19 protein-coding genes and 2 tRNA genes are annotated in these 20,010 nt (G+C 68.2%); 14 read left to right on the top strand and 7 right to left on the bottom strand.

Annotated elements, in window-relative coordinates; genetic code table 11:
- Positions 1-6 precede the first annotated feature (6 nt).
- The 3 genes from AC07YS_RS15710 to hrcA all read right to left on the bottom strand — a co-directional run bounded on the left by AC07YS_RS15710 (position 7) and on the right by hrcA (position 2,515).
- Positions 7-1,164, bottom strand: a complete 1,158-nt coding sequence (locus AC07YS_RS15710; protein WP_095747713.1) for an efflux RND transporter periplasmic adaptor subunit — start codon at positions 1,162-1,164, stop codon at positions 7-9.
- Between the two features lie 231 nt (positions 1,165-1,395).
- Positions 1,396-1,472 (bottom strand) — tRNA-Ile (locus tag AC07YS_RS15705).
- Positions 1,473-1,507: 35 nt separating this feature from the next.
- A complete protein-coding gene (hrcA, locus tag AC07YS_RS15700) occupies positions 1,508-2,515 on the bottom strand; it encodes a heat-inducible transcriptional repressor HrcA (protein WP_139702596.1) in 1,008 nt (335 codons plus the stop codon).
- Between the two features lie 31 nt (positions 2,516-2,546).
- Between hrcA and AC07YS_RS15695 the strand changes: the two genes are divergently transcribed.
- From AC07YS_RS15695 to rapZ, 3 genes are read left to right on the top strand one after another with little or no spacing between them, the layout of a single operon-like run.
- Positions 2,547-3,452, top strand: a complete 906-nt coding sequence (locus tag AC07YS_RS15695; RefSeq protein WP_062476290.1) for an NAD kinase — start codon at positions 2,547-2,549, stop codon at positions 3,450-3,452.
- Positions 3,453-3,489: 37 nt separating this feature from the next.
- Entirely contained in the window at positions 3,490-5,172 is a 1,683-nt protein-coding gene (gene recN / locus AC07YS_RS15690) for a DNA repair protein RecN (RefSeq protein WP_495268510.1), read from the top strand.
- A gap of 2 nt (positions 5,173-5,174) precedes the next feature.
- A complete protein-coding gene (gene rapZ / locus AC07YS_RS15685; protein WP_062476353.1) occupies positions 5,175-6,047 on the top strand; it encodes an RNase adapter RapZ in 873 nt (290 codons plus the stop codon).
- 33 nt (positions 6,048-6,080) lie between these two features.
- Here the strand turns inward: rapZ and mutY are convergent, their stop codons facing one another.
- The 3 genes from mutY to mutM all read right to left on the bottom strand — a co-directional run bounded on the left by mutY (position 6,081) and on the right by mutM (position 10,048).
- Positions 6,081-7,115 carry an A/G-specific adenine glycosylase gene (gene mutY, locus AC07YS_RS15680; RefSeq protein WP_492684879.1) on the bottom strand — a complete coding sequence of 345 codons (1,035 nt, stop codon included), beginning with the start codon at positions 7,113-7,115 and terminating at the stop codon, positions 6,081-6,083.
- Positions 7,116-7,155: 40 nt separating this feature from the next.
- Positions 7,156-9,129: a dynamin family protein gene (locus tag AC07YS_RS15675; protein WP_070061999.1), complete on the bottom strand. Its 1,974-nt coding sequence runs from the start codon at positions 9,127-9,129 to the stop codon at positions 7,156-7,158.
- Between the two features lie 103 nt (positions 9,130-9,232).
- A complete protein-coding gene (gene mutM, locus AC07YS_RS15670; protein ID WP_354342281.1) occupies positions 9,233-10,048 on the bottom strand; it encodes a bifunctional DNA-formamidopyrimidine glycosylase/DNA-(apurinic or apyrimidinic site) lyase in 816 nt (271 codons plus the stop codon).
- A 71-nt stretch (positions 10,049-10,119) separates the two neighbouring features.
- On the opposite strand from mutM, the gene AC07YS_RS15665 reads away from it, so the two are divergent.
- The 8 genes from AC07YS_RS15665 to AC07YS_RS15630 all read left to right on the top strand — a co-directional run bounded on the left by AC07YS_RS15665 (position 10,120) and on the right by AC07YS_RS15630 (position 16,671).
- A complete protein-coding gene (locus AC07YS_RS15665; protein WP_307637505.1) occupies positions 10,120-11,976 on the top strand; it encodes a tetratricopeptide repeat protein in 1,857 nt (618 codons plus the stop codon).
- Positions 11,977-12,522, top strand: a complete 546-nt coding sequence (locus tag AC07YS_RS15660; RefSeq protein ID WP_495268511.1) for a lipoprotein insertase outer membrane protein LolB — start codon at positions 11,977-11,979, stop codon at positions 12,520-12,522. It abuts the gene before it with no gap.
- Positions 12,519-13,400 carry a 4-(cytidine 5'-diphospho)-2-C-methyl-D-erythritol kinase gene (gene ispE / locus AC07YS_RS15655; protein WP_159273011.1) on the top strand — a complete coding sequence of 294 codons (882 nt, stop codon included), beginning with the start codon at positions 12,519-12,521 and terminating at the stop codon, positions 13,398-13,400. Before AC07YS_RS15660 ends, ispE begins: the two co-directional genes overlap by 4 nt.
- Before the next feature lie 71 nt (positions 13,401-13,471).
- Positions 13,472-13,548 (top strand) — tRNA-Gln (locus tag AC07YS_RS15650).
- Between the two features lie 143 nt (positions 13,549-13,691).
- Positions 13,692-14,666, top strand: coding sequence for a ribose-phosphate pyrophosphokinase (locus AC07YS_RS15645; RefSeq protein WP_062476346.1), 975 nt, complete (start codon positions 13,692-13,694; stop codon positions 14,664-14,666).
- Between the two features lie 86 nt (positions 14,667-14,752).
- The gene (locus AC07YS_RS15640; RefSeq protein ID WP_062476274.1) at positions 14,753-15,409 is read left to right on the top strand and encodes a 50S ribosomal protein L25/general stress protein Ctc; all 657 of its coding nucleotides are present in this window, start codon (positions 14,753-14,755) and stop codon (positions 15,407-15,409) included.
- Positions 15,410-15,490: 81 nt separating this feature from the next.
- A complete protein-coding gene (gene pth / locus AC07YS_RS15635; protein WP_095949172.1) occupies positions 15,491-16,126 on the top strand; it encodes an aminoacyl-tRNA hydrolase in 636 nt (211 codons plus the stop codon).
- A 128-nt stretch (positions 16,127-16,254) separates the two neighbouring features.
- Entirely contained in the window at positions 16,255-16,671 is a 417-nt protein-coding gene (locus AC07YS_RS15630) for a hypothetical protein (protein ID WP_495268512.1), read from the top strand.
- Here AC07YS_RS15630 and AC07YS_RS15625 read toward each other — a convergent pair.
- Positions 16,654-16,959, bottom strand: coding sequence for a YfhL family 4Fe-4S dicluster ferredoxin (locus tag AC07YS_RS15625; protein WP_070061994.1), 306 nt, complete (start codon positions 16,957-16,959; stop codon positions 16,654-16,656). The two genes, AC07YS_RS15630 and AC07YS_RS15625, sit on opposite strands and share 18 nt — an antisense overlap.
- Positions 16,960-17,104: 145 nt before the next feature.
- On the opposite strand from AC07YS_RS15625, the gene AC07YS_RS15620 reads away from it, so the two are divergent.
- The 3 genes from AC07YS_RS15620 to AC07YS_RS15610 are packed head-to-tail and all read left to right on the top strand — an operon-like array spanning position 17,105 to position 19,928.
- The gene (locus AC07YS_RS15620; protein ID WP_095746670.1) at positions 17,105-18,055 is read left to right on the top strand and encodes an ABC transporter permease; all 951 of its coding nucleotides are present in this window, start codon (positions 17,105-17,107) and stop codon (positions 18,053-18,055) included.
- Complete coding sequence (locus tag AC07YS_RS15615) at positions 18,052-18,927, top strand: ABC transporter permease (RefSeq protein WP_062481348.1); 876 nt, start codon at positions 18,052-18,054, stop codon at positions 18,925-18,927. The genes AC07YS_RS15620 and AC07YS_RS15615 overlap by 4 nt, the downstream gene beginning before the upstream one ends.
- Positions 18,928-18,938: 11 nt before the next feature.
- Positions 18,939-19,928 (top strand): ABC transporter ATP-binding protein, encoded by a 990-nt coding sequence (locus AC07YS_RS15610; RefSeq protein ID WP_062481347.1) that lies wholly within the window; start codon positions 18,939-18,941, stop codon positions 19,926-19,928.
- Positions 19,929-20,010: the final 82 nt, after the last annotated feature.

Here is a 20,010-nt window from a genome sequence, read left to right as displayed (position 1 = left end):
TTCTCATCAATCGGCCGGAGAAGGTGCAGCAGCGGACGATGCGCCCGCCGTGGACACCGGCACCGGCTTCACTTTTTCTCCCGGGCGTGCGCGCTGCAAGCCGTCGACCACCAGGCGGTCGCCCTCGCGCAGGCCCCGGGTCACGACCCAGTGCTCGCCCTCGGTGCTGCGCACCTCGAGCGCGCGCAGCTCGACCTTGTTGTCGGCCGCCACCACCAGCGCGGTCGGCTCGCCCTTCTCGTTGCGGGCCACGCCGCGCTGCGGCGCCAGGATGGCCTGGCGCTCCACGCCAGACTCGACCTGCGCGCGCACGTACATGCCCGGCAGCAGCAGCCCTTGCGGGTTCGGAAATTCCGCGCGCAGCGTGACCGAGCCGGTGGCCTCGTCGACGGCCACTTCGGAGAACTTCAGCGTGCCGGCATGCGGGTAAGGCAGGCCGTCTTCCATGCGCAGGCGGACCTGGGTGCTGGCCGGCGCCATGTCGCCCGAGATGAAGCGGCGCTTGAGCTTCGTCAACGCCAGGCTCGACTGCACGACGTCGACGTAGATCGGATCGAGCCGCTGGATCGTGGCCAGCGCCATCGCCTGGCCCGGCGCCACGAGCGCGCCTTCGGTCACGGCGGAGCGGCCGATGCGTCCCGCGATGGGCGCGGTGATGCGCGTGAAGTCGAGGTTGATGCGCGCCGCCTTCACGGCCGCCTGCGCGGCCTTCACGCCGGCTTGCGCCTGCACCAGCGCCGCCTGCGCCTCTTCGTGTTCCTGCCTGCTCACGGCATTGGCCTTGACCAGTTCGCCGAAGCGATCGGCCTTGCCGCGCAGGCTGGCGATGGTGGCCTGCGACGTGGCCAGCGTGGCCTGCGCCTGCTCGTGCGCGGCCTCGAACGGGCCGGGCTCGATCTCGTACAGCACCTGGCCCGCGCGGACCATGCCGCCCTCTTCGAACAGCCGCTTGCGCACGATGCCGTTGACCTGCGGCCTCACCTCGGAGACGCGGTAGGCGGCCGTGCGGCCCGCGAGCTCGGTGTGCACGGCCACGTCGCTGGCGTGCAGCGCCACCACGCCGACTTCGGGCGGCGCGTCATCGGTGGTGGAAGCCTGCTTGGCGCCGCATGCAGCGAGCGCGAGCAGGGACAACGGAAGCAGGAGCTTGAAAAGCGGGGTCATGGCCATCGGGAATCGCAGTGCGGCGTGCGCAGGGATCACCCGGCTCGTTACATTTGCACTCAAATGGTGCATTCTGCCTTCGATGTTGCGTTGCAACCTGAAGGAATCCTGTGTTTGCCGTAGGTGAAATCGGCGGCGGCCGCAGGCTTCGCTCGCGCCCTCGCAGCTGCAAGGAAAAAGGCCGCGCAATGCGGCCTTCGTCGGAGTGTCTACAGAGGGGGGAATGTGTGGTGGTAGGCCGTGAGTGGCTTGAACACTCGACCAACGGATTATGAGTCCGCTGCTCTAACCAACTGAGCTAACGGCCCACGCGGGCCCGATTCTATGCGCCGCGCGCGGCCGCTTACTTGCGGTGGCTCAGCGCGTTGCTCACCAGCCGCGACGTGATGTCGACGATCTGGATCATGCGGTCGTACGGCATGCGGGTCGGACCGATCACGCCCAGCGTGCCGACCACTTGGCCGTCGACCTCGTAGTTGGCGCTGACGATGGACAGCTCTTCGAAGGGCACGACCTGGCTTTCGCCGCCGATGAAGATGCGCACGCCCTCGGCCTTGCTCGACACGTCGAGCAGCCGCATCAGCTGCGCCTTCTCTTCAAAAAGATCGAAGGCGCGCCGCAGCTGCCCCATGTCGCTGGAGAAATCGGTCACCGACAGCAGGTTGCGCTCGCCGGAGATCACGACGTCGTCAGCCTGGGCGTCGGTGAGCACCTCGGAGCTGACCTGCACCGCGGCCTGCATCAGCGCGGCGATTTCGCCCCGCAGCTTCTCGACCTCGGACTGCAGGCGGTCGCGCACCTGCTCGATCGTCAGGCCCGCGAAGTGCGCGTTGATGTAGTTCGAGGCTTCCACCAGCTGCGACTGCGAGTAGTCGGACTCGGGGAAGATCACGCGGTTCTGCACGTCGCCGTCGGGCGAGACGATGATCACCAGCAGCCGCCGCTCGGACAACCGCAAGAATTCGATCTGCTTGAACACCGAGGCGCGGCGCGGCGCCATCACGACGCCCACGAACTGCGACAGGTTCGACAGCAGGTGCGCGGCGTTGGCGATCACCTTCTGCGGCTGGTCGGCCGCCAGGCTCGGCGTGCTCATCTGCTCGCGCTGCGCGGTCAGCATGGTGTCGACGAACAACCGGTAGCCGCGCGTGGTCGGCACGCGCCCGGCCGAGGTGTGGGGGCTGGCGATGAGCCCCAGCGCCTCGAGGTCGGACATGACGTTGCGGATGGTCGCGGGCGAGAGATCCAGCCCCGCCGAACGCGAGAGCGTGCGTGATCCGACGGGTTGCCCATCGGCGATGTAACGCTCGACCAGCGTCTTCAACAGCAACTTGGCACGGTCGTCCAGCATTGCAAGATTTTAGTGTTGTAATTTGTGAGCTATGACCTCACGCTTTCGTCACGTCGCCCTGATCGGCAAATACCAGGCTTCCGGCGCCCGGGCGCAAGCCGATGCGCGCGACGGCGTGATGGAAGGCATCGGCGCCTTCCTCGAATCGCAGGGATGCACGGTGTTCGTGGAGCGTTCGTCCTGCGAGGACACCGACGCCCCGCCGCACCCGCGCTACCAGGCGCTGTCGGTCGAAGAAATCGGCCAGCGCTGCGACCTCGGCCTCGTGGTCGGCGGTGACGGCACCATGCTCGGCATCGGCCGGCAGCTCGCGTGCTACGGCATCCCGCTGATCGGCATCAACCGCGGGCGGCTCGGCTTCATCACCGACATCCCGCTGGACAACTACCAGGCCACGCTGATCCCGATGCTGGCCGGCGAATACGAAGAAGACCACCGCAGCCTGATGCACGCGCAGGTGCTCCGCGACGAGGCCGTGGTGTTCGACGCGCTCGCGATGAACGACGTGGTGGTCAACCGCGGCGCCACCTCGGGCATGGTCGAGATGCGCGTGTCGGTGGGCCGTCATTTCGTGGCCAACCAGCGCGCCGACGGGCTGATCATCGCGTCGCCCACGGGCTCGACGGCCTACGCGCTGTCGGCCGGCGGGCCGCTGCTGCATCCGGCGGTGCCGGGCTGGGTGATGGTGCCGATCGCGCCGCACACGCTGTCCAACCGCCCCGTGCTGCTGCCCGACGCCGACGAGATCGTGATCGAGCTGGTGAGCGGTCGCGACGCCAGCGCCAATTTCGACATGCAGTCGCTCGCCTCGCTCGCCATCGGCGACCGCGTGGTGGTGCGCCGCTCCGACTTCCGGGTGCGCTTCCTGCACCCGCGCGGCTGGAGCTACTTCGACACGCTGCGGAAAAAACTCCATTGGAACGAAGGGGGCTCCTGAATGAAGGACCACGCCCCCAGCTTGAGGACGAACTGAGATGGCTTTGCGACGCATCGCACTGCGCGACTTCGTGATCGTGCGGTCCCTTGAACTCGATCTGTCGGCCGGCTTCACGGTGCTGACCGGGGAAACCGGCGCCGGCAAGTCCATCCTGATCGACGCACTGCAGCTGGCGCTGGGCAACCGCGCCGACGCCGGCGCCGTGCGCGAAGGCGCTGAGCGGCTCGACGTGAGCGCCGAGTTCGACGCCGACCCGGCCCTGGCCGGCTGGCTCGACGAAGGCGGCTTCGAGGCAGGCGACGGCCTGCTGCTGCGCCGCACGGTCGACCTGCAGGGACGCAGCCGCGGCTGGATCAACGGCAGCCCCGCCACCGCCACGCAGTTGCGCGAACTGGGCGACCGCCTGCTCGACATCCACGGCCAGCACGCCTGGCAGAGCCTGACCCGCCCCGAGGCCGTGCGCGGCCTGCTCGACGCCTACGCGGGCGCGCGCACCGACGCGCTCGACGCCGCCTGGCAAAGCTGGCGCCAGGCGCTCTCGGCGCTCGAGCACGCACGCTCGGCGCAAGACTCGCTGCAGCGCGAGCGCGAGCGGCTGCAGTGGCAGATTTCCGAAGTCGCGAAGCTGGCGCCGGGCGCCGACGAATGGGAAGAACTCTCGGCCCACCATTCGCGCATCTCGAACGCGCAGGCGCTCATCGACGCGGCCCAGGGCGCAAGCCAGGCGCTCGAAGACGACGACAACGGCGCCCTCGCCGCCCTCACGCGCGCCGCGACGCTGCTGCAGAACTGCGAACACATCGAGCCCGAATTCCGTACGCTGGGCGAAGTGCTCGCCTCCTGCGTGGCGCAGGCCTCGGACGCGGCGCACTCGCTGCACGGCTACCTGCGCGACACCGACACCGATCCCAAGACCCTCGCCGAACTCGACGAGCGCATGGGCCTGTGGATGTCGCTCGCGCGCCGCTACAAGCGCACGCCGGCCGAGCTGCCCGCGCTGCTGGCCGGCTGGCAGGCGGAGCTGCAGGCACTCGACGCACAAAGCGACCTTGAAGGCCTGGAACGCGCCGAGCAGAACACCCAGCAGGCCTACATGAAAGAAGCCAAGGCCCTCGGCAAGATCCGCAAGCAGGCGGCGCCGCGCCTTGCGCAGGCCGTCACGCAGGCGATGCAGGGCCTGGGCATGCAGGGCGGGCGCTTCGACGTCGAACTGCAGCCGTTGGCACAGCCCGGTCGCGCCGGCCTCGAAGAAATTTCGTTCCTGGTGGCCGGCCACGCCGGCAGCACGCCGCGCGCCATCGGCAAGGTGGCCTCGGGCGGCGAGCTCTCGCGCATCGCGCTGGCCATCGCCGTGACGACCAGCGAACTGGGCGCCGCGCAGACGCTGATCTTCGACGAGGTCGATGCCGGCGTGGGCGGTGCCGTCGCCGAGACCGTGGGCCGCCTCATGAAGCAGCTCGGCCGCGACCGCCAGGTGCTCGCCGTGACCCATCTGCCGCAGGTGGCGGCCTGCGCCGACCACCACCTCGTGGTCGCCAAGCGCCAGACGACGGCGGCCGGCACGGACGGCCCGCGCACCGAAAGCGGCGTGTCGCGCCTCGCGGCCGACGACCGGGCGCGCGAAATCGCCCGCATGCTGGGCGGTGAAAAGGTGTCGGCCACCTCGCTGGCCCACGCGCGCGAAATGCTCGGCCACAAGACGCCGGCGACCGCCCCATGAACATGAACCTCGACCTCGTCCTCATCACCGGCATGTCGGGCTCCGGCAAGTCGGTGGCGCTGCACGCGCTGGAAGACGCCGGCTACTACTGCGTCGACAACCTGCCGCCTGAGCTGCTCACCGCCTTCATCGCGCTGCAGCACGAACAGCAGGCCACGCGCGTGGCGATCGCGATGGACGTGCGCAGCGGCGTGTCGCTGCCGATCGTGCCGCAGCAGCTCGAGGCGCTGCGCGCCGATGGCGTCTCGCTGCGCTCGCTGTTCCTCGACGCGACCACCGACGCGCTGCTGCGCCGCTATTCGGAAACCCGCCGGCGCCACCCGCTCTCGCGCCAGGAAAGCCGCACCGACGTGCCCGAGCAGCACCGCGTGCTGGTGCAGGCCATCGAACTCGAACGCGAGCTGCTGGCCGACCTGCGCGATGGCGCCGACGTGATCGACACCAGCCTCATCCGCCCTGCGCAGCTGCAGAGCTACATCAAGGGGCTGATCTCGGCGCCGCAGAACGCGCTGACGCTGGTGTTCGAATCGTTCGCCTTCAAGCGCGGCGTGCCGCTCGATGCCGATTACGTGTTCGACGTGCGCATGCTGCCCAACCCGCACTACGTGCCCGCGCTGCGCGCGCTCACGGGCCGCGACGAGCCGGTGATCGAATGGCTGCGCGAGCACGACGACGTGGCGCGCATGTTCGACGACATCGAGCAGTTCCTCACGCACTGGCTCGACGCACTGGCGCGCGACCACCGCAGCTACGTGACGGTGGCCATCGGCTGCACGGGCGGGCAGCACCGGTCGGTGTTCCTGGTCGAGCAACTGGCACGCGCCTTCGGTGCGCGCTGGGGCGCGCTCAAGCGCCACCGCGAACTCGACGCCTGACGGCGGCGAAGCCGGCCTACCGCCGGGAGCCGTTCAGGCCTCGGCGGTTTCCAGCAGCTTGCGCATCGGGGCAGGCAGCCCCAGCCGGCTCCACTCCTGCGCCTCGACCCAGCGCGCGCCCTCGCCTTGCGGCTGGACGCCCTGCAGCAGCACGGGGTGCAGGTGCAGGTCCTTGTGGGTCAGCACGTGCACGAAGGGCGGCAGTTCCTGCGTGTCGTGCGCCGCGCCCGACGGCAGGGCCGCGAGCAGGTCGTCGTGGCTGTCGAACACCGGCAGGCAATGCAGCCCCGCCCAGATGCCCTTGGCGGGCCGCTTCTCCAGCCACACGCGCCCTTGCGCGTCGCGCGCCAGCAGCACCCACAGCGACTGGGCGCTGCGCTTGAGCTTGCGCGTCTTCACCGGGTAGCGCTCGGGCGTGCCCTGGCGCAGGCCCACGCAGCTGGCGTTCACCGGGCAGATCATGCAGCTGGGCTTGCGCGGCAGGCAGACCGTGGCGCCCAGGTCCATCAGGCCCTGCGTGTAGTGCGCCACCGCCTCGCGCTGGCCGTCCGGCGGCAGCAGTTGCGTGGCGAGGTCCCACAGCGCGCGCTCCTGCGCCGCCGACGACATGTCGCCGTCGAAGCCGAGCACGCGCGTCAGCACGCGCTTCACGTTGCCGTCGAGGATGGCCACGCGCTCGCCGAAACAGAAAGCCGCAATGGCCGCCGCCGTCGAACGACCGATGCCGGGCAGGGTCACGAGTTCGGCGGCGGTGTGCGGAAAGGCGCCGCCGAAGCGCGCAACCACCTCCTGCGCGCAGCGGTGCATGTTGCGCGCGCGGCTGTAGTAGCCCAGCCCGCTCCACAGGCCGAACACCTCGTCCTCGGTGCCGGCGGCCAGCGCCGCCACGTCCGGGAAACGCTCGAGAAAGCGCGCAAAGTAGCCCAACACGGTCGTGACCTGGGTCTGCTGGAGCATCACCTCCGAAAGCCAGACGCGGTACGGATCGCGCGTGTTCTGCCACGGTAGCTCGCTGCGCCCATGGCTGCGCTGCCAGCGCACGACCTGTGCCGCGAAATCGGGGGGCAGCGACAGGGAAGGAGAGACGGCCGCCCGCGCGGCGTTGCGCTCAGGCCGCACGCAGTTGCTCGCCCGCGATGGCGGCGGCCGCGGCAGGCGGCTGGCTGCCGTGCTGCGCGATCAGCGAGGTGAACTCGTGCAGCCGCTCCTGCAGCGCGGCCAGGTGGCTTTCTTGCGCGGCGATCTCGGCCAGCCGGTCGTCGAGGCTGCCCGCGGCGTTCTGGATGCGTTCGATCGCCTCGATGCGCTTGCTGAAATTGCGGCGGCGCTCCTTGAGCTGCGCATCGATCTGCGCGCTGGCGCCCTTGCTCCAGCGCTCGACCTCGGTCATGGCGGCTTCGTTGACAAGCCGCAACCGGCTGGCCAGCGCACGCACCAGCTTGTCGCAGAAGTCGGCCTGCGCGAGCTTGATCAGGTTGCCCACGCCCAGGTAGTGGATGTGGCTGCGCTCGATCTGGCCCAGCTCCTGCTCGAAGCCGCTCAGGTCGGGCTCGGCCGGCGCCTGCAGCGTGAAGCCCTGCTCGGCATTGAGCTGGCGGAAGGTGGCGTGCAGCATCGACTGGATCTCGGCCGTCGTCGCCTGCACTTCGCGCAGGTTGTTGCGCAGCGCATCGAAGGTTTCGCCGTACACCTTGCGCACGTTGAACTTGACGCCGGGGCGCTTGAGCGCCGCGGCCAGCTTGACCATGTCGGCCTTGAGCGCCGTGCGCCCGAGCACCGCGTACACCTCGCGCAGCAGCTTGCCCTGTACCGAGCGCAGCGCCAGGATGCGGGTGTTGCTGCCCTCGAATTCAGCATGTTCCTGGTCGATGCGCGCACGCATGTGGCGGATCACCGACACGTTCTTGCCGCGCAGGCCCTGCAGTTCGAGCGCCTGCTCCGACAGATCGCGCTGGCGCACCTTCAGCAGGCGCTCGGCCTCGGTGCGCAACGCGGTCATGCCGGCATCGACGGCGAGCCGCAGCATGGTCTCTCGCTTGCCGAGCACGCCTTCGCCGAGCAGCGCCTCGAGCGCCGGCAGCCGGCTGGCGTCTAGCAGGGCCGCGTCGTGGCCGATCTTGGCCTGCAGGCCCTTCTGCGCGGACACCGGCAGCACCTGTGCCAGCGGCACTTCGAGCAGCCGAGCCGCGCCTTCGCGCTGGCGCTCGATCTGCTGCGCGATCTGTGCCGGGGTGCTCAGCGTATCCCACAGCGTGTCGATCTTGTTGAGGACCACGAAGCGTGTGTCGTGGCTGTCGTCGCCGGTGATCAGGTGCTCGCGCCAGATCGACAGGTCAGAGCGGGTCACGCCGGTTTCGGCGCCCAGGATGAAGACGACGGCATGCGCCTGCGGGATCAGGCTCACGGTGAGTTCGGGCTCGGCGCCGATCGCGTTCAGGCCGGGCGTGTCGAGGATCACGAGGCCCTGCTCGAGCAGCGGGTGCGGCATGTTCAGCACCGCGTGGCGCCAGCGCGGAATCTCGACGCGGCCTTCGGCGTCCTGCACCGGGTTGTCGTCGGGCGTCTCGGGGTTCCAGAAGCCGAGCGCGCGGGCTTCGTCCTTGCTCACCCAGCGGACTTCGGCCACCTTGCCCATGGCCCGGGCCAGTTGCTCGGCGTCGCCCACCTCGATGGGCAATTCGGTCCAGCGCGTGGGCCGCTCGCGCCAGTGGGCGAGCGAGTGCGGTTCCAGGCGGGTTTCGATGGGCAGCAGGCGCAGCTTGGGCGCCAGGGCGGCGTCGTAGCCCAGCTCGGTCGGGCACATCGTGGTGCGCCCGGCGCTGGCCGGCATGATCCGCCGGCCGTAGCCGGCAAAGAAGATCGCGTTGATCAGCTCCGACTTGCCGCGCGAGAACTCGGCCACGAAGGCCACCATGACCTTGCTGGTGCGGATCTGGTCTTCGAGGGCGCGCAGCCGTTCGGCCACGGCCTGGTCGAGCAGCTCGTTGTCGGTCAGCCAACGGGACAGCCACTGAAGGCGGCGGGCGAAGTTGCTCCGCCAGGCGCCGTGCTGATCGAGCTGTTGGTTGAAAGAGCGGCTCAAGGGGAAGATGTAAGTAAGAATTTACAAATATAACATCGCCACATGGCGAACGGGGTACCGGCAGGAGTTTGCCCCGAAGCAGCCGCCACGGGGCGTGCCTTCCCTAGGATTTCTGGCAATGGGGGCAGTAATAAGTAGAGCGCTGCCCCTGTTTCAACAGCCGGATCGGCGTGCCGCACACCCGGCACGGCTCGCCCGCGCGGCCGTAGACGGTCGCTTCGAGCTGGAAATAGCCGCTCTGCCCATCCACGTTCGAGAAGTCGCGCAATGTGCTGCCGCCCTTCTCCACCGCCCGCGCCAGGATGTCGCGCACCGCCGCATGCAGCTTCGCCGCGCGCGGCCGGCTGATGCGCGCCGCCGACAGGGTCGGCCGGATGCCGGCCATGAACAGCGCCTCCGACGCGTAGATGTTGCCCACGCCCACCACCACGTCGCCCGCGAGCAGCACCTGCTTGATGGCCGTGCGGCGTTTCTTCAGCCCGGCATGGAAGGCGTCGAGGTCGAAGGCATCGCCCAGCGGCTCCATGCCCAGTCCGCCGAGCAGCTTGAGGGCCCAGGGCGCCTCTTCGTCGTCCACGTAGACCACGGCGCCGAAGCGGCGCGGGTCGTTCAGCCGCAGGGTCCCGAGTTCGGTGACGAGGTCGAAGTGGTCGTGCACGCCGGGCTCCGGCAGGTGGATGTCGAAACGCAGGCTGCCCGACATGCCCAGGTGCAGCAACAGCAGCCCGCGGTCCAGGTCGATCAGCAGGTACTTGCCGCGGCGGCGCACCTCGCGCACGCGGCGCCCGACCAGCGCCTGCGGCACCACCATCAGCGCCCAGCGCAGCGGCTTGCCGATGCGCACGGACTCGATGCGCGCGCCGGCGATGCGGTCGGCAAAGCCGCGCCGGGTGACTTCGACTTCGGGTAGTTCAGGCATGAAAAGTAAAACTCCGGCAGCGACGAAGCCCCATGCGGCACTCGTTCAAATGGCTGGATTATTATGGTCAGATGAACCCATCGCCCCGCCGTCACCGCCTTGCGGCGGCCGCGTCTCTCGTGCTGCTTGCCTACACAACGCACGCACAGTCTCTTGAACCCACCGCCGCCGGCAACCCGCCTCCCGTCATCGAACGCACGGCACCGCCGAAGCCGCCGGTGCGCCCCCGGACGACCCCTGCGGCAGCCAAGCCGGCCGCCGAAGCCGCGCAGCCGTCGGCGCTGACGGCCGACCTGTTCTATGAAATTCTCATGGGCGAGATCACCGCCCGCTCCGGCGACCCCGGCTCCGGCTATTCGCTCGTGCTCGACGCGGCCCGACGCCTGCGCGACGGCAAGCTGTTCCAGCGCGCGGTCGAAATTGCGTTGCAGTCGCGCTCCGGCGACGCCGCCATTTCCGCGGCGCGCGCCTGGCAGGAAGCACTGCCCAATTCGCGCGATGCCCGGCGCATCGAGTTGCAGATCCTGATCGCGCTGAACCGCATCAGCGAAACCGTCGAACCGCTGCGCGCCGAAGTGGCCGCCACCTCGCAGATCGAGCGCCCCCTGCTGATGGCGGTGATCGCACGCACCTACGGCCGCGCCGCCGACAAGAAGCTGGCCGCCTCGGTGGTCGAGCAGGCGTTGGTCGATGAACTCAAGAGCCCGACGACCGGCGGACTGGCCTGGGCCACCGTGGGCCGGCTGCGACTGAACGCCGGCGACCCCTCGGGGGCGCTGGACGCCGCGCGCAAGGGGCAGGCCATCGACCCGTCGTCCGAGGCACCTTCGGCGCTGGCGCTCGAGCTCATCGATCCGGGCCAGCCGCTGGCCGAGCCGATCGTCACGCGCTACCTCGCGAACAACCCCAAGGCCTCGCCCGACCTGCGCATCGCGTACGCACGCACGCTGGTCGAGAACCGCCGCTTCAGCGACGCCAGCACGCAGCTGCAGACCCTGACCGCCGCGCGTCCCGAGTTGGCGGAGCCCTGGCTGCTGCTCGGCAGCCTGCAGATGCAGGCCCGCCAGGAAGCGGCGGCCGAAACCTCGCTCAAGCGCTACGTCGACCTGATGACGGCGCCGGGCCAGAGCCAGGACGCCGGTGACGTCGCAGACCGCAAGCGCGGGCTGACGCAGGCGTATCTCGTGCTGTCGCAGCTGGCCGAGCGGCGCAAGGATTTCCAGGCGGCCGACCGCTGGATCACGCGCATCGACAGCACTGACAACCAGAGCGCCATCCAGGGCCGCCGCGCCAGCCTGCTCGCGAAGCAGGGCAAGCTGCCCCAGGCCCGCGAGCTGCTGCGCGCGCTGCCCGAGCGCACGGCGGAGGAACGCAAGCAGAAACTGCTGGCCGAAACCCAGCTGCTGCGCGAGGCGAAGCAGTACCAAGCCGCCTACGACCTGCTGGCCCAGGCCTCGGCCGCCGCGCCGGACGACGGTGACCTCGTCTACGACCAGGCCATGATGGCCGAGAAGCTCAACCGCCTGGACGACATGGAGCGGCTGCTGCGCCGCCTGATGACGCTCAAGCCCGAGAGCCAGAACGCATACAACGCGCTGGGCTACTCCTTTGCCGATCGCAAGATCCGGCTCGACGAGGCGCGCACGCTCATCCAGAAGGCGGTGCAGCTCGCGCCCGAAGACCCGTTCATTGCCGACAGCCTGGGCTGGGTCGAGTTCCGGCTCGGCAACACGGCGGAGGCGATCCGCATCCTCGAGGCGGCCTACAAGACGCGGCCCGACCCCGAGATCGGCGCGCATTTCGGCGAAGTCCTGTGGTCGGTCGGCCAGAAGGACCGCGCGGTCGCGATCTGGAAAGAATCGCTGCTGACGGACGCCGAAAACGAGACGCTGCAGGAAACCCTCAAGCGCCTGCGCGTCAAACCCTGAATGGCATCGATCACGCACACGGCTCCCGCGCGGGGCGATGAGTCCTTCACCCGCCGCGCGGCGCTTGGCGCGGGCGGCGGTGCACTGCTGCTGTGGCTCACGGGCTGCGCCCAGCTCTCGGGCGGCCCGGCTGCCGCGCCCGGGCGATCGGCGAGCTGGAGCGGGCGCATGTCGCTGCGCATCGACAGCGAACCGGTCCAGACCTTTGCCGCCCTGTTCGAGCTGCGCGGCTCGGCCGAAGCCGGCGACCTGACGCTGACCACGCCCATCGGCAGCACGCTCGCGCAACTGCACTGGGCGCCGGGTGAAGCCCTGCTGAAGAACGGCAGCGACACCCGCCGCTACGACTCCGTCGACGCGCTGATCGAAGCCGCTACCGGCGCCGCCATTCCGGTGGGCGCGCTGTTCGGCTGGCTCGACGGCCGCGCCGACCCCGTGCCCGGCTGGCGCGCCGACCTGGGCCAGCTGTCGAACGGCAAGCTGCAGGCCACCCGCGAATCCCCCGCGCCCCGGGCAGACCTGCGCATCGTGTTCGAACGCTCATGAAGGCGATCTACGACCTTCCCGCGCCGGCCAAGCTGAACCTGTTCCTGCATATCACCGGGCGGCGCGACGACGGCTACCACCTGCTGCAGTCGGTCTTCATGCTGATCGACTGGTGCGACACGCTGCACGTCGAGCTGCGCCACGATGGTCAGCTCAGCCGCGAAGACCTCACCACGCCGCTGCCGGCCGACGACCTCGTGCTGCGCGCCGCCCGCGCGCTGCAGGCGCACGCCGCGCCGGGCCAGGGCGCGCACATCGGCATCGCCAAGCACGTGCCCGCGCAAGCCGGCATGGGCGGCGGGTCGTCGGATGCGGCCACCTGCCTGCTCGCGCTCAACCGCCTCTGGAACCTGAACCTGCCGCTGTCGCGCCTGGCGCAGATCGGGTTGAAGCTGGGCGCGGACGTGCCTTTCTTCCTCGGCGGACGCAACGCCTGGGTCGAGGGCATCGGCGAGGAGATCACCCCCGTGAACCTGCCGCCGGCACGCTTCGTGGTGGCCAAGCCACCCGAGGGACTCGATACCCGATTAATTTTTTCTGCGGATGATTTGGAACGGGCAACTCCTGTTGCTATAATCTCAGGCTTTGCTGCAGATAGCGAACAGCTAGAAGCCACAAACCTCGGCAACGGGGTTTACGACTTCGGTCACAACGACCTGCAGCCGGTTGCCCAACGGCTTTGCCCCGCAGTCACCGACGCCATCGAATGGCTCGGACTGCAAGGATTGAAAGCCCGGATGACCGGCTCCGGAAGTTCGGTGTTCGCGAAGATGCCGCAATTGCCGCAGGAAGCGGAACTGCTCGAAGCCCCCCGGGGATGGCAGGTTCGACAATGCGACAATCTGGCAGTTCATCCACTCTGGGGATGGGCAGCCTGAAGAGATAATCGGAACGCTCTGCGGTTCGATGCGACATATATCGGTGGGTGGTGCAAGCCATCAACCTGTGTAGGGGAGTCGCCAAGCTGGTTAAGGCACTGGATTTTGATTCCAGCATGCAAAGGTTCGAATCCTTTCTCCCCTGCCAAATCTCTCAAACTGCGGCCTGATGGCCGCAGCGCTTCTTTTGCAGTCCACCGGCTGCAATAATCGGCGGCCCACACAGGCCGCCACGACTCGAAACCTTTGGCGGCTTTCCCGCAAGCCCATTTGCACTGCCCGGACGCGCTCATGCAGGCCAATCACCCTGATTTCTTGGTTTTCACCGGCAACGCCAATCCCGGCCTTGCTGCAGAAATCGCGCACAACCTCGGCACCTCGCTGGGCGCCGCACGCGTCGGTCGCTTCTCCGACGGCGAAGTCACCGTCGAGATCAACCAGAACGTCCGTGCCCGTGACGTGTTCGTGGTGCAGTCGACCTGCGCGCCGACCAACGAAAACCTGATGGAACTGCTGATCATGGTCGACGCGCTCAAGCGCGCTTCGGCCGAGCGGATCAGCGCCGTGATCCCCTACTTCGGCTACGCCCGCCAGGACCGCCGCCCGCGCTCGAGCCGCGTGCCGATCTCGGCCAAGGTGGTCGCCAACCTGCTGGAAACCGTGGGCGTCGAGCGCGTGCTCACCATGGACCTGCACGCCGACCAGATCCAGGGCTTCTTCGACATTCCGGTCGACAACATCTACGCCTCGCCCGTGCTGCTGGGCGATCTGCGCCAGAAGAACTACGAAGACCTGATCGTGGTCTCGCCCGACGTCGGCGGCGTGGTGCGCGCCCGTGCGCTGGCCAAGCAACTGAACTGCGACCTCGCCATCATCGACAAGCGCCGCCCGAAGGCCAACGTCAGCGAAGTCATGAACGTGATCGGCGAGATCGACGGCCGCAACTGTGTGATCATGGACGACATGATCGACACGGCCGGCACGCTGGTCAAAGCGGCCGAAGTGCTGAAGGAGCGCGGCGCCAAGAGCGTGTACGCGTACTGCACGCACCCGATCTTCTCGGGCCCGGCCATCGAACGCCTCTCCAAGGGCACCGCCTTGGACGAAGTGGTCGTCACCAACACCATTCCTCTTTCCGACGCGGCCGTCGCGTGCGGAAAGATCCGCCAGCTCTCCGTGGCACCGCTGATCGCCGAAACGATCCAGCGCATTGCCAAGGGCGAGTCGGTGATGAGTTTGTTCTCGGACCAGGACAACCTGTTCTGAGCTGAGAGCGAAAAAGCAGGCCTCCTTCGGAGGCCTTTTTGAACCGGAGTCGCACTGGTCGCGGTGGACTCTCACAGGAGCTAGTTATGAAATTCGTCGCTTATGAGCGCGCAAAGCAGGGCACGGGTGCGAGCCGCCGTCTCCGCATCACGGGCAAGACCCCGGGCATCGTCTACGGTGGTGACACCCAGCCGCAACTGATCGAAATCGATCACAACGCGCTGTGGCACGCCCTGAAGAAGGAAGCCTTCCACTCGTCGATCCTCGAAATGGACCTCGCCGGCGCCGTCACCAAGGTGCTGCTGCGCGACGTGCAATACCACCCGTTCCGCCAGCTGGTGCAACACATCGACTTCCAACGCGTCGATGCCAAGACCCGCATGAACATGAAGGTGCCGCTTCACTTCAAGGGTGAAGAAGAGTCCGACGCCGTCAAGCTGGATCACAACCTCGTGAACCACGTGATGACCGAACTGGAAATCAACTGCCTGCCGAGCGATCTGCCTGAATTCATCGAGATCGATCTCTCGGGCCTGAAGAAGAACGCCACGCTGCACGTCAACGACATCAAGCTGCCCAAGGGCGTGAAGTTCGTGAGCCACGGCAAGACCAACCCCGTCATCGTGTCGGCCGTGCCGCCGCTGGTCTCGGAAGAGCCCGCACCGGCCGCCGAAGGCGCTGCTGCCGAAGGCGCTGCTGCCGCCGCTGGCAAGCCCGCCGCCAAGACGGCCAAGAAGAAGTAATCCTCTTTCTTTCCGTCCGCGAACAAAAGGCCCGCCCCGTGCGGGCCTTTTGCTTTGGGGGGCGGCGAGATAATTCCCGCCATGATCAAGCTGTTTGTCGGCCTCGGAAACCCGGGCCCTGAGTACGAAGCCACGCGCCACAACGCCGGCTTTTGGTGGATCGACGCCCTCGCGCGCGACTGGAAGCTCAACCTCGTGCCCGAGCGCGGCTACCACGGCCTCGCGGCGCGCGCGAACATCGGCGGCCAGAGCATCTGGCTGCTGGAGCCGCAGACCTTCATGAACCTGTCGGGCAAGTCGGTGGCCGCGCTGGCGCGCTTCTTCAAGATCGCGCCCGACGAAATCCTCGTGGTCCACGACGAGCTCGACGTGGTGCCCGGGCAGGCCAAGCTCAAGTTCGGCGGCAGCCATGCGGGCCACAACGGCCTGCGCGACATCCACGCCCAGCTCGGCACCGGCGACTACTGGCGCCTGCGCTTGGGCATCGGCCATCCCGGCGTGAAGTCGGAGGTGGTCAACTGGGTGCTCAAGAAGCCGCTCAAGGAACAACGAGAAGCGATCGAAGACGCCATCGTGCGCACCCTGCATGCCGCCCCCGCGCTGGTGGCCGGCGAGATGGAAAAAGCCACGCTGATGATTCACACGAGCAAACCGCCGCGGCCCAAGCCGCCGAGGCGGGAGCCCGGCGACGGAGGCACGACGCCTGCCGCCACCTAGCCGGCCACGGGAGTGCAGGGAGGGAGAGCAAACAAAAAATGAGAAAAAGAAGAACGACGACGAAGATCAAGAAGACGGCAGGAACAGCGGCAACTGCTATATTTTCAATAGCACTTTCCGCTGCCTCCATGGGCGCTTCAGCCCAGACTTGGCGATGCGGCAACACCTACTCCGACCAGCCGTGCGAAGGCGGGCGGACCGTGAAGGTGGACGACCGGCGCAGCGATGCGGACCGCAAGGCGTCGGAAGACGCCACGCGCCGCAACGAACACAGCGCGGGCCGGCTGACACGCCACCGAGAGTCGCAGGAGCGGGAGGCGCTCGGCCGGCGCAGCCCCACGACCTTCGATGCGGGGCGCTTCGCCTCGGGCGCGCAACCGCTCACGCCCGCCGAACAGGCCGCCCAGGCCCGTCAGCGCAAGCACACGGCCGAGCCCCGCCCGACGAGTGCGCGCTTCAACAGTCCTTCGACCGGCGACGAGGCGCCGAAGGACACAGGCAAGAAGAAAACGAAGAAAAAACCCGGCTCAGAGGGCGCCGGCTGACGACGACGGCGAGGCGGCATCCGACGAAGGCGGGGCCGCCTTGTCCGCCGTGAGGCGCACGTACTTCTGCATCAGCGTCTCGCGGGTCTCCACATGGTCCGGGTTCACCGGGATGCAGGCCACCGGGCAGATCTGCACACACTGCGGCTCGTCGAAGTGGCCGACGCACTCGGTGCACTTGTGCGGATCGATCTCGTAGAACTCGGCGCCCATGTAGATCGCATCGTTCGGGCACTCGGGCTCGCAGACATCGCAGTTGATGCATTCGTCGGTGATCATGAGGGCCATCCCCCGATTATCGGCGGACCGGGCGAAGGCCTCCCCGCAGACCCTGCGGAGCCCCCGCCGGCGTCAGGGCGGTCCGGCGAGGAGCGACAAAGTTCACAGCCAAGGCACGGTTGTTGCACCAGTCAGTTATGCTGCGGCCCGCCCCATGAGTCTGTTTCTATTCAAGCGCATCGCCACGCTGATCGGCACCCTGATCGGCGCCTCGGTCATCGTTTTCCTCGTCCTCGAGATCCTGCCCGGCAACGCCGCGCAGATGCTCATGGGCCCCGACGCCTCGCCCGATGCCGTCGCCGCCCTGGCCACCAAGCTCGGCCTGGACCAGCCCGCGTGGACGCGCTACTGGCACTGGATCGGCGGCCTGCTCACCGGCAACCTGGGCGACAGCTACGCCTACAGCTCGCCCGTCATCGACCTGATCCTGGAACGTTTGGCCCTCACCGTGCCGCTCGCCGTGATGGCGATGGCCCTCACCGTCGTCATCGCCCTGCTCGTGGGCGTGACGGCCGCAGCGCGCCACAACAAGCTCGGCGACGTCGGCCTCATGGGCATGGCCCAGGTCGGCATCGCCATTCCCAACTTCTGGTTCGCGATCCTGCTGATCCTTGTGTTCTCGGTGCAGCTGCAGTGGTTCTCCGCCGGCGGCTTCGAGGGCTGGGGTGAAGGCATCTTCGCGGGATTGAAATCGCTGCTGCTGCCGGCGCTCTCGCTGGCCGTAGTGCAGGCAGCCATCCTCGCGCGCATCACGCGCTCGGCCGTGCTCGAGGTGATGCGCGAAGACTTCGTGCGTACCGCGCGCGCCAAGGGCGTGTCCCAGCGCATGGTGCTGTGGACCCACGTGCTGCGCAACGCGATGATCCCGGTCATCACCGTCATGGGCATGCAGTTCTCCGAACTGCTGGCCGGCACCATCGTGGTGGAGAACGTGTTCTACCTGCCCGGGCTGGGCCGGCTGATCTTCCAGGCCATCAGCAACCGCGACCTGATCGTGGTGCGCAACTGCGTGATGCTGCTCGCGGCGATGGTGGTCATCGTGAACTTCGTGGTCGACGTGCTCTACGCCGTGATCGACCCGCGCATCAAGGCGAGCGACGTATGAGCACGACCACAGTTCCCAGCGCCGTCGCGCTCAAGGTGCCGGGCTTCTGGCGCCGCGCCCTGCACCACCGCAGCTTCGCGATCGGCGGCGTGCTGAGCCTGCTGCTGCTGATCGCTGCCGTGCTCTCCCTGGTCTGGACGCCGTGGTCGCCCTACGCGATGGACATGGCGAACAAGATGCAGGGGCCCTCGGCCACGCACTGGCTCGGCACCGATGCCTTCGGGCGCGACGTGGCCTCGCTGCTGCTGGTGGGCGCGCGCGCGTCCATCCTCGTGGGCGTGATCGCCGTTGGCATCGGCCTCGTGGTCGGCACCGCGCTGGGCCTGCTCGCTGCTGCGAGACGCGGCTGGGTCGAAGAAGCGGTGATGCGCCTGTCGGACTTCACGCTCGCCTTCCCCGCCATCCTCTCCGCGATCATGATGACCGCCGTGTTCGGCGCCGGCATCGTCAACGCGATCATCGCCATCGGCATCTACAACATCCCGACCTTCGCACGCATCACGCGCGCTTCGGCCAACGCCATCTGGTCACGCGAGTACGTCGCCGCAGCACGCGCCTGCGGCAAGGGATCGTTCGCGATCACGATGCAGCACGTGCTGCCCAACATCTCCGCCGTGCTGATCGTGCAGATCACCATCCGCTTCGCCATCGCGATCCTGGCGGAAGCCGCCCTCTCCTACCTCGGCCTCGGCACGCAACCACCGCAACCATCGTGGGGCCGCATGCTCAGCGAAGCCCAGACCCTCATGTTCCAGCAGCCGCTGCTGGCCGTCTTCCCCGGCATGGCCATCGCCCTGGCGGTGCTCGGCCTGAACCTGATGGGCGACGGTCTGCGCGACCTGCTCGATCCGCGCCTGGCGCGCGCGAGGTAAACAAGCACGCCATGGCGCTTCTCGAAGTCAACGACCTCCACATCGGCCTGCAGACGCAACGCGGGCCGGCCGAAGCCGTGCGCGGCATTTCCTTCTCGCTGGAGCGCGGCGAAACGCTGGGCATCGTCGGCGAGTCGGGCTGCGGCAAGTCGATCACCGTCATGTCGCTCATGGGCCTGCTGCCCGCGACCGCGAAGGTCACGGGCAGCATCCGCTTCGACGGCACCGAGCTGGTCGGGCGCGACGAAAAAGACATGTGCCAGATCCGCGGCAACCGCATCGGCATGATCTTCCAGGAGCCGATGACGGCGCTGAACCCCGTGCACACCATCGCGCGCCAGGTCGGTGAGCCGCTGCGGCTGCACCGCGGTCTGTCGAAAGCCGAGGCGCGCAAGGAAGTGCTCGCGCTGCTCGACCGCGTCGGCATTCCCGACGCCGCCTCGCGACTCGATGCCTACCCGCACCAGTTCTCGGGCGGGCAGCGCCAGCGCATCGGCATCGCGATGGCGCTGGCCTGCGGGCCCGACCTGCTGATCGCCGACGAGCCCACCACCGCGCTCGACGTGACGATCCAGAAGCAGATCCTGGAGCTCATCCAGGGCCTCGTGGCCGAGCGCGGCATGGCGCTGATTTTGATTTCGCATGACCTCGGCGTGATCTCTCAGACGGTCTCGAAGATGCTCGTGATGTACGGCGGCAGCGTGGTCGAGAGCGGCCCCACCGACGCCGTGTTCGCCAAGCGCGCCCACCCCTACACCCAAGGCCTGTTCGCCGCGCGCCCCGCCATCGGTGCGCCGCGCGGCCTGCGTCTGGCGACCATCCGCGGCAGCGTGCCCGAGCTGGTCGACCTGCCACCGGGCTGCCCGTTCGCGGGCCGCTGCGCCTACACAGTCGACGCCTGCCACACCACGCGGCCGTCCGCCACGGTGCTGCCGCCGGACCACGCGGTGCGCTGCATGCGTCTCGAAGAAATTGCAGCCGCGCAGGCTGTTGCGCCATGAATCCATCGACCCCGCTGCTGCAGGTGACCGACCTCGTGCGGCACTACGCATTGCCGCGCGAAAAGCTCTTCGGCCCGCCGCC

It is taken from the genome of Variovorax sp. GW458-11-26-14-LB1 (assembly GCF_059423965.1).
The sequence above is the reverse complement of the archived record's forward strand: the minus strand, read 5'-3'. Positions and strand labels throughout refer to the sequence as shown.

What these genes read in the sequence shown, in the direction of transcription:
- rapZ (WP_062476353.1), top strand. Translation starts at nt 5,175, where the DNA reads ATGAACCTCGACCTCGTCCTCATCACCGGCATGTCGGGCTCCGGCAAG.
- AC07YS_RS15695 (WP_062476290.1), top strand. Translation starts at nt 2,547, where the DNA reads ATGACCTCACGCTTTCGTCACGTCGCCCTGATCGGCAAATACCAGGCT.
- mutM (WP_354342281.1), bottom strand. Translation starts at nt 10,048, where the DNA reads ATGCCTGAACTACCCGAAGTCGAAGTCACCCGGCGCGGCTTTGCCGAC.
- AC07YS_RS15640 (WP_062476274.1), top strand. Translation starts at nt 14,753, where the DNA reads ATGAAATTCGTCGCTTATGAGCGCGCAAAGCAGGGCACGGGTGCGAGC.
- AC07YS_RS15625 (WP_070061994.1), bottom strand. Translation starts at nt 16,959, where the DNA reads ATGGCCCTCATGATCACCGACGAATGCATCAACTGCGATGTCTGCGAG.
- ispE (WP_159273011.1), top strand. Translation starts at nt 12,519, where the DNA reads ATGAAGGCGATCTACGACCTTCCCGCGCCGGCCAAGCTGAACCTGTTC.
- AC07YS_RS15645 (WP_062476346.1), top strand. Translation starts at nt 13,692, where the DNA reads ATGCAGGCCAATCACCCTGATTTCTTGGTTTTCACCGGCAACGCCAAT.
- AC07YS_RS15710 (WP_095747713.1), bottom strand. Translation starts at nt 1,164, where the DNA reads ATGACCCCGCTTTTCAAGCTCCTGCTTCCGTTGTCCCTGCTCGCGCTC.
- AC07YS_RS15620 (WP_095746670.1), top strand. Translation starts at nt 17,105, where the DNA reads ATGAGTCTGTTTCTATTCAAGCGCATCGCCACGCTGATCGGCACCCTG.
- pth (WP_095949172.1), top strand. Translation starts at nt 15,491, where the DNA reads ATGATCAAGCTGTTTGTCGGCCTCGGAAACCCGGGCCCTGAGTACGAA.
- recN (WP_495268510.1), top strand. Translation starts at nt 3,490, where the DNA reads ATGGCTTTGCGACGCATCGCACTGCGCGACTTCGTGATCGTGCGGTCC.
- AC07YS_RS15610 (WP_062481347.1), top strand. Translation starts at nt 18,939, where the DNA reads ATGGCGCTTCTCGAAGTCAACGACCTCCACATCGGCCTGCAGACGCAA.
- AC07YS_RS15665 (WP_307637505.1), top strand. Translation starts at nt 10,120, where the DNA reads ATGAACCCATCGCCCCGCCGTCACCGCCTTGCGGCGGCCGCGTCTCTC.
- AC07YS_RS15615 (WP_062481348.1), top strand. Translation starts at nt 18,052, where the DNA reads ATGAGCACGACCACAGTTCCCAGCGCCGTCGCGCTCAAGGTGCCGGGC.
- hrcA (WP_139702596.1), bottom strand. Translation starts at nt 2,515, where the DNA reads ATGCTGGACGACCGTGCCAAGTTGCTGTTGAAGACGCTGGTCGAGCGT.
- AC07YS_RS15660 (WP_495268511.1), top strand. Translation starts at nt 11,977, where the DNA reads ATGGCATCGATCACGCACACGGCTCCCGCGCGGGGCGATGAGTCCTTC.
- AC07YS_RS15630 (WP_495268512.1), top strand. Translation starts at nt 16,255, where the DNA reads ATGGGCGCTTCAGCCCAGACTTGGCGATGCGGCAACACCTACTCCGAC.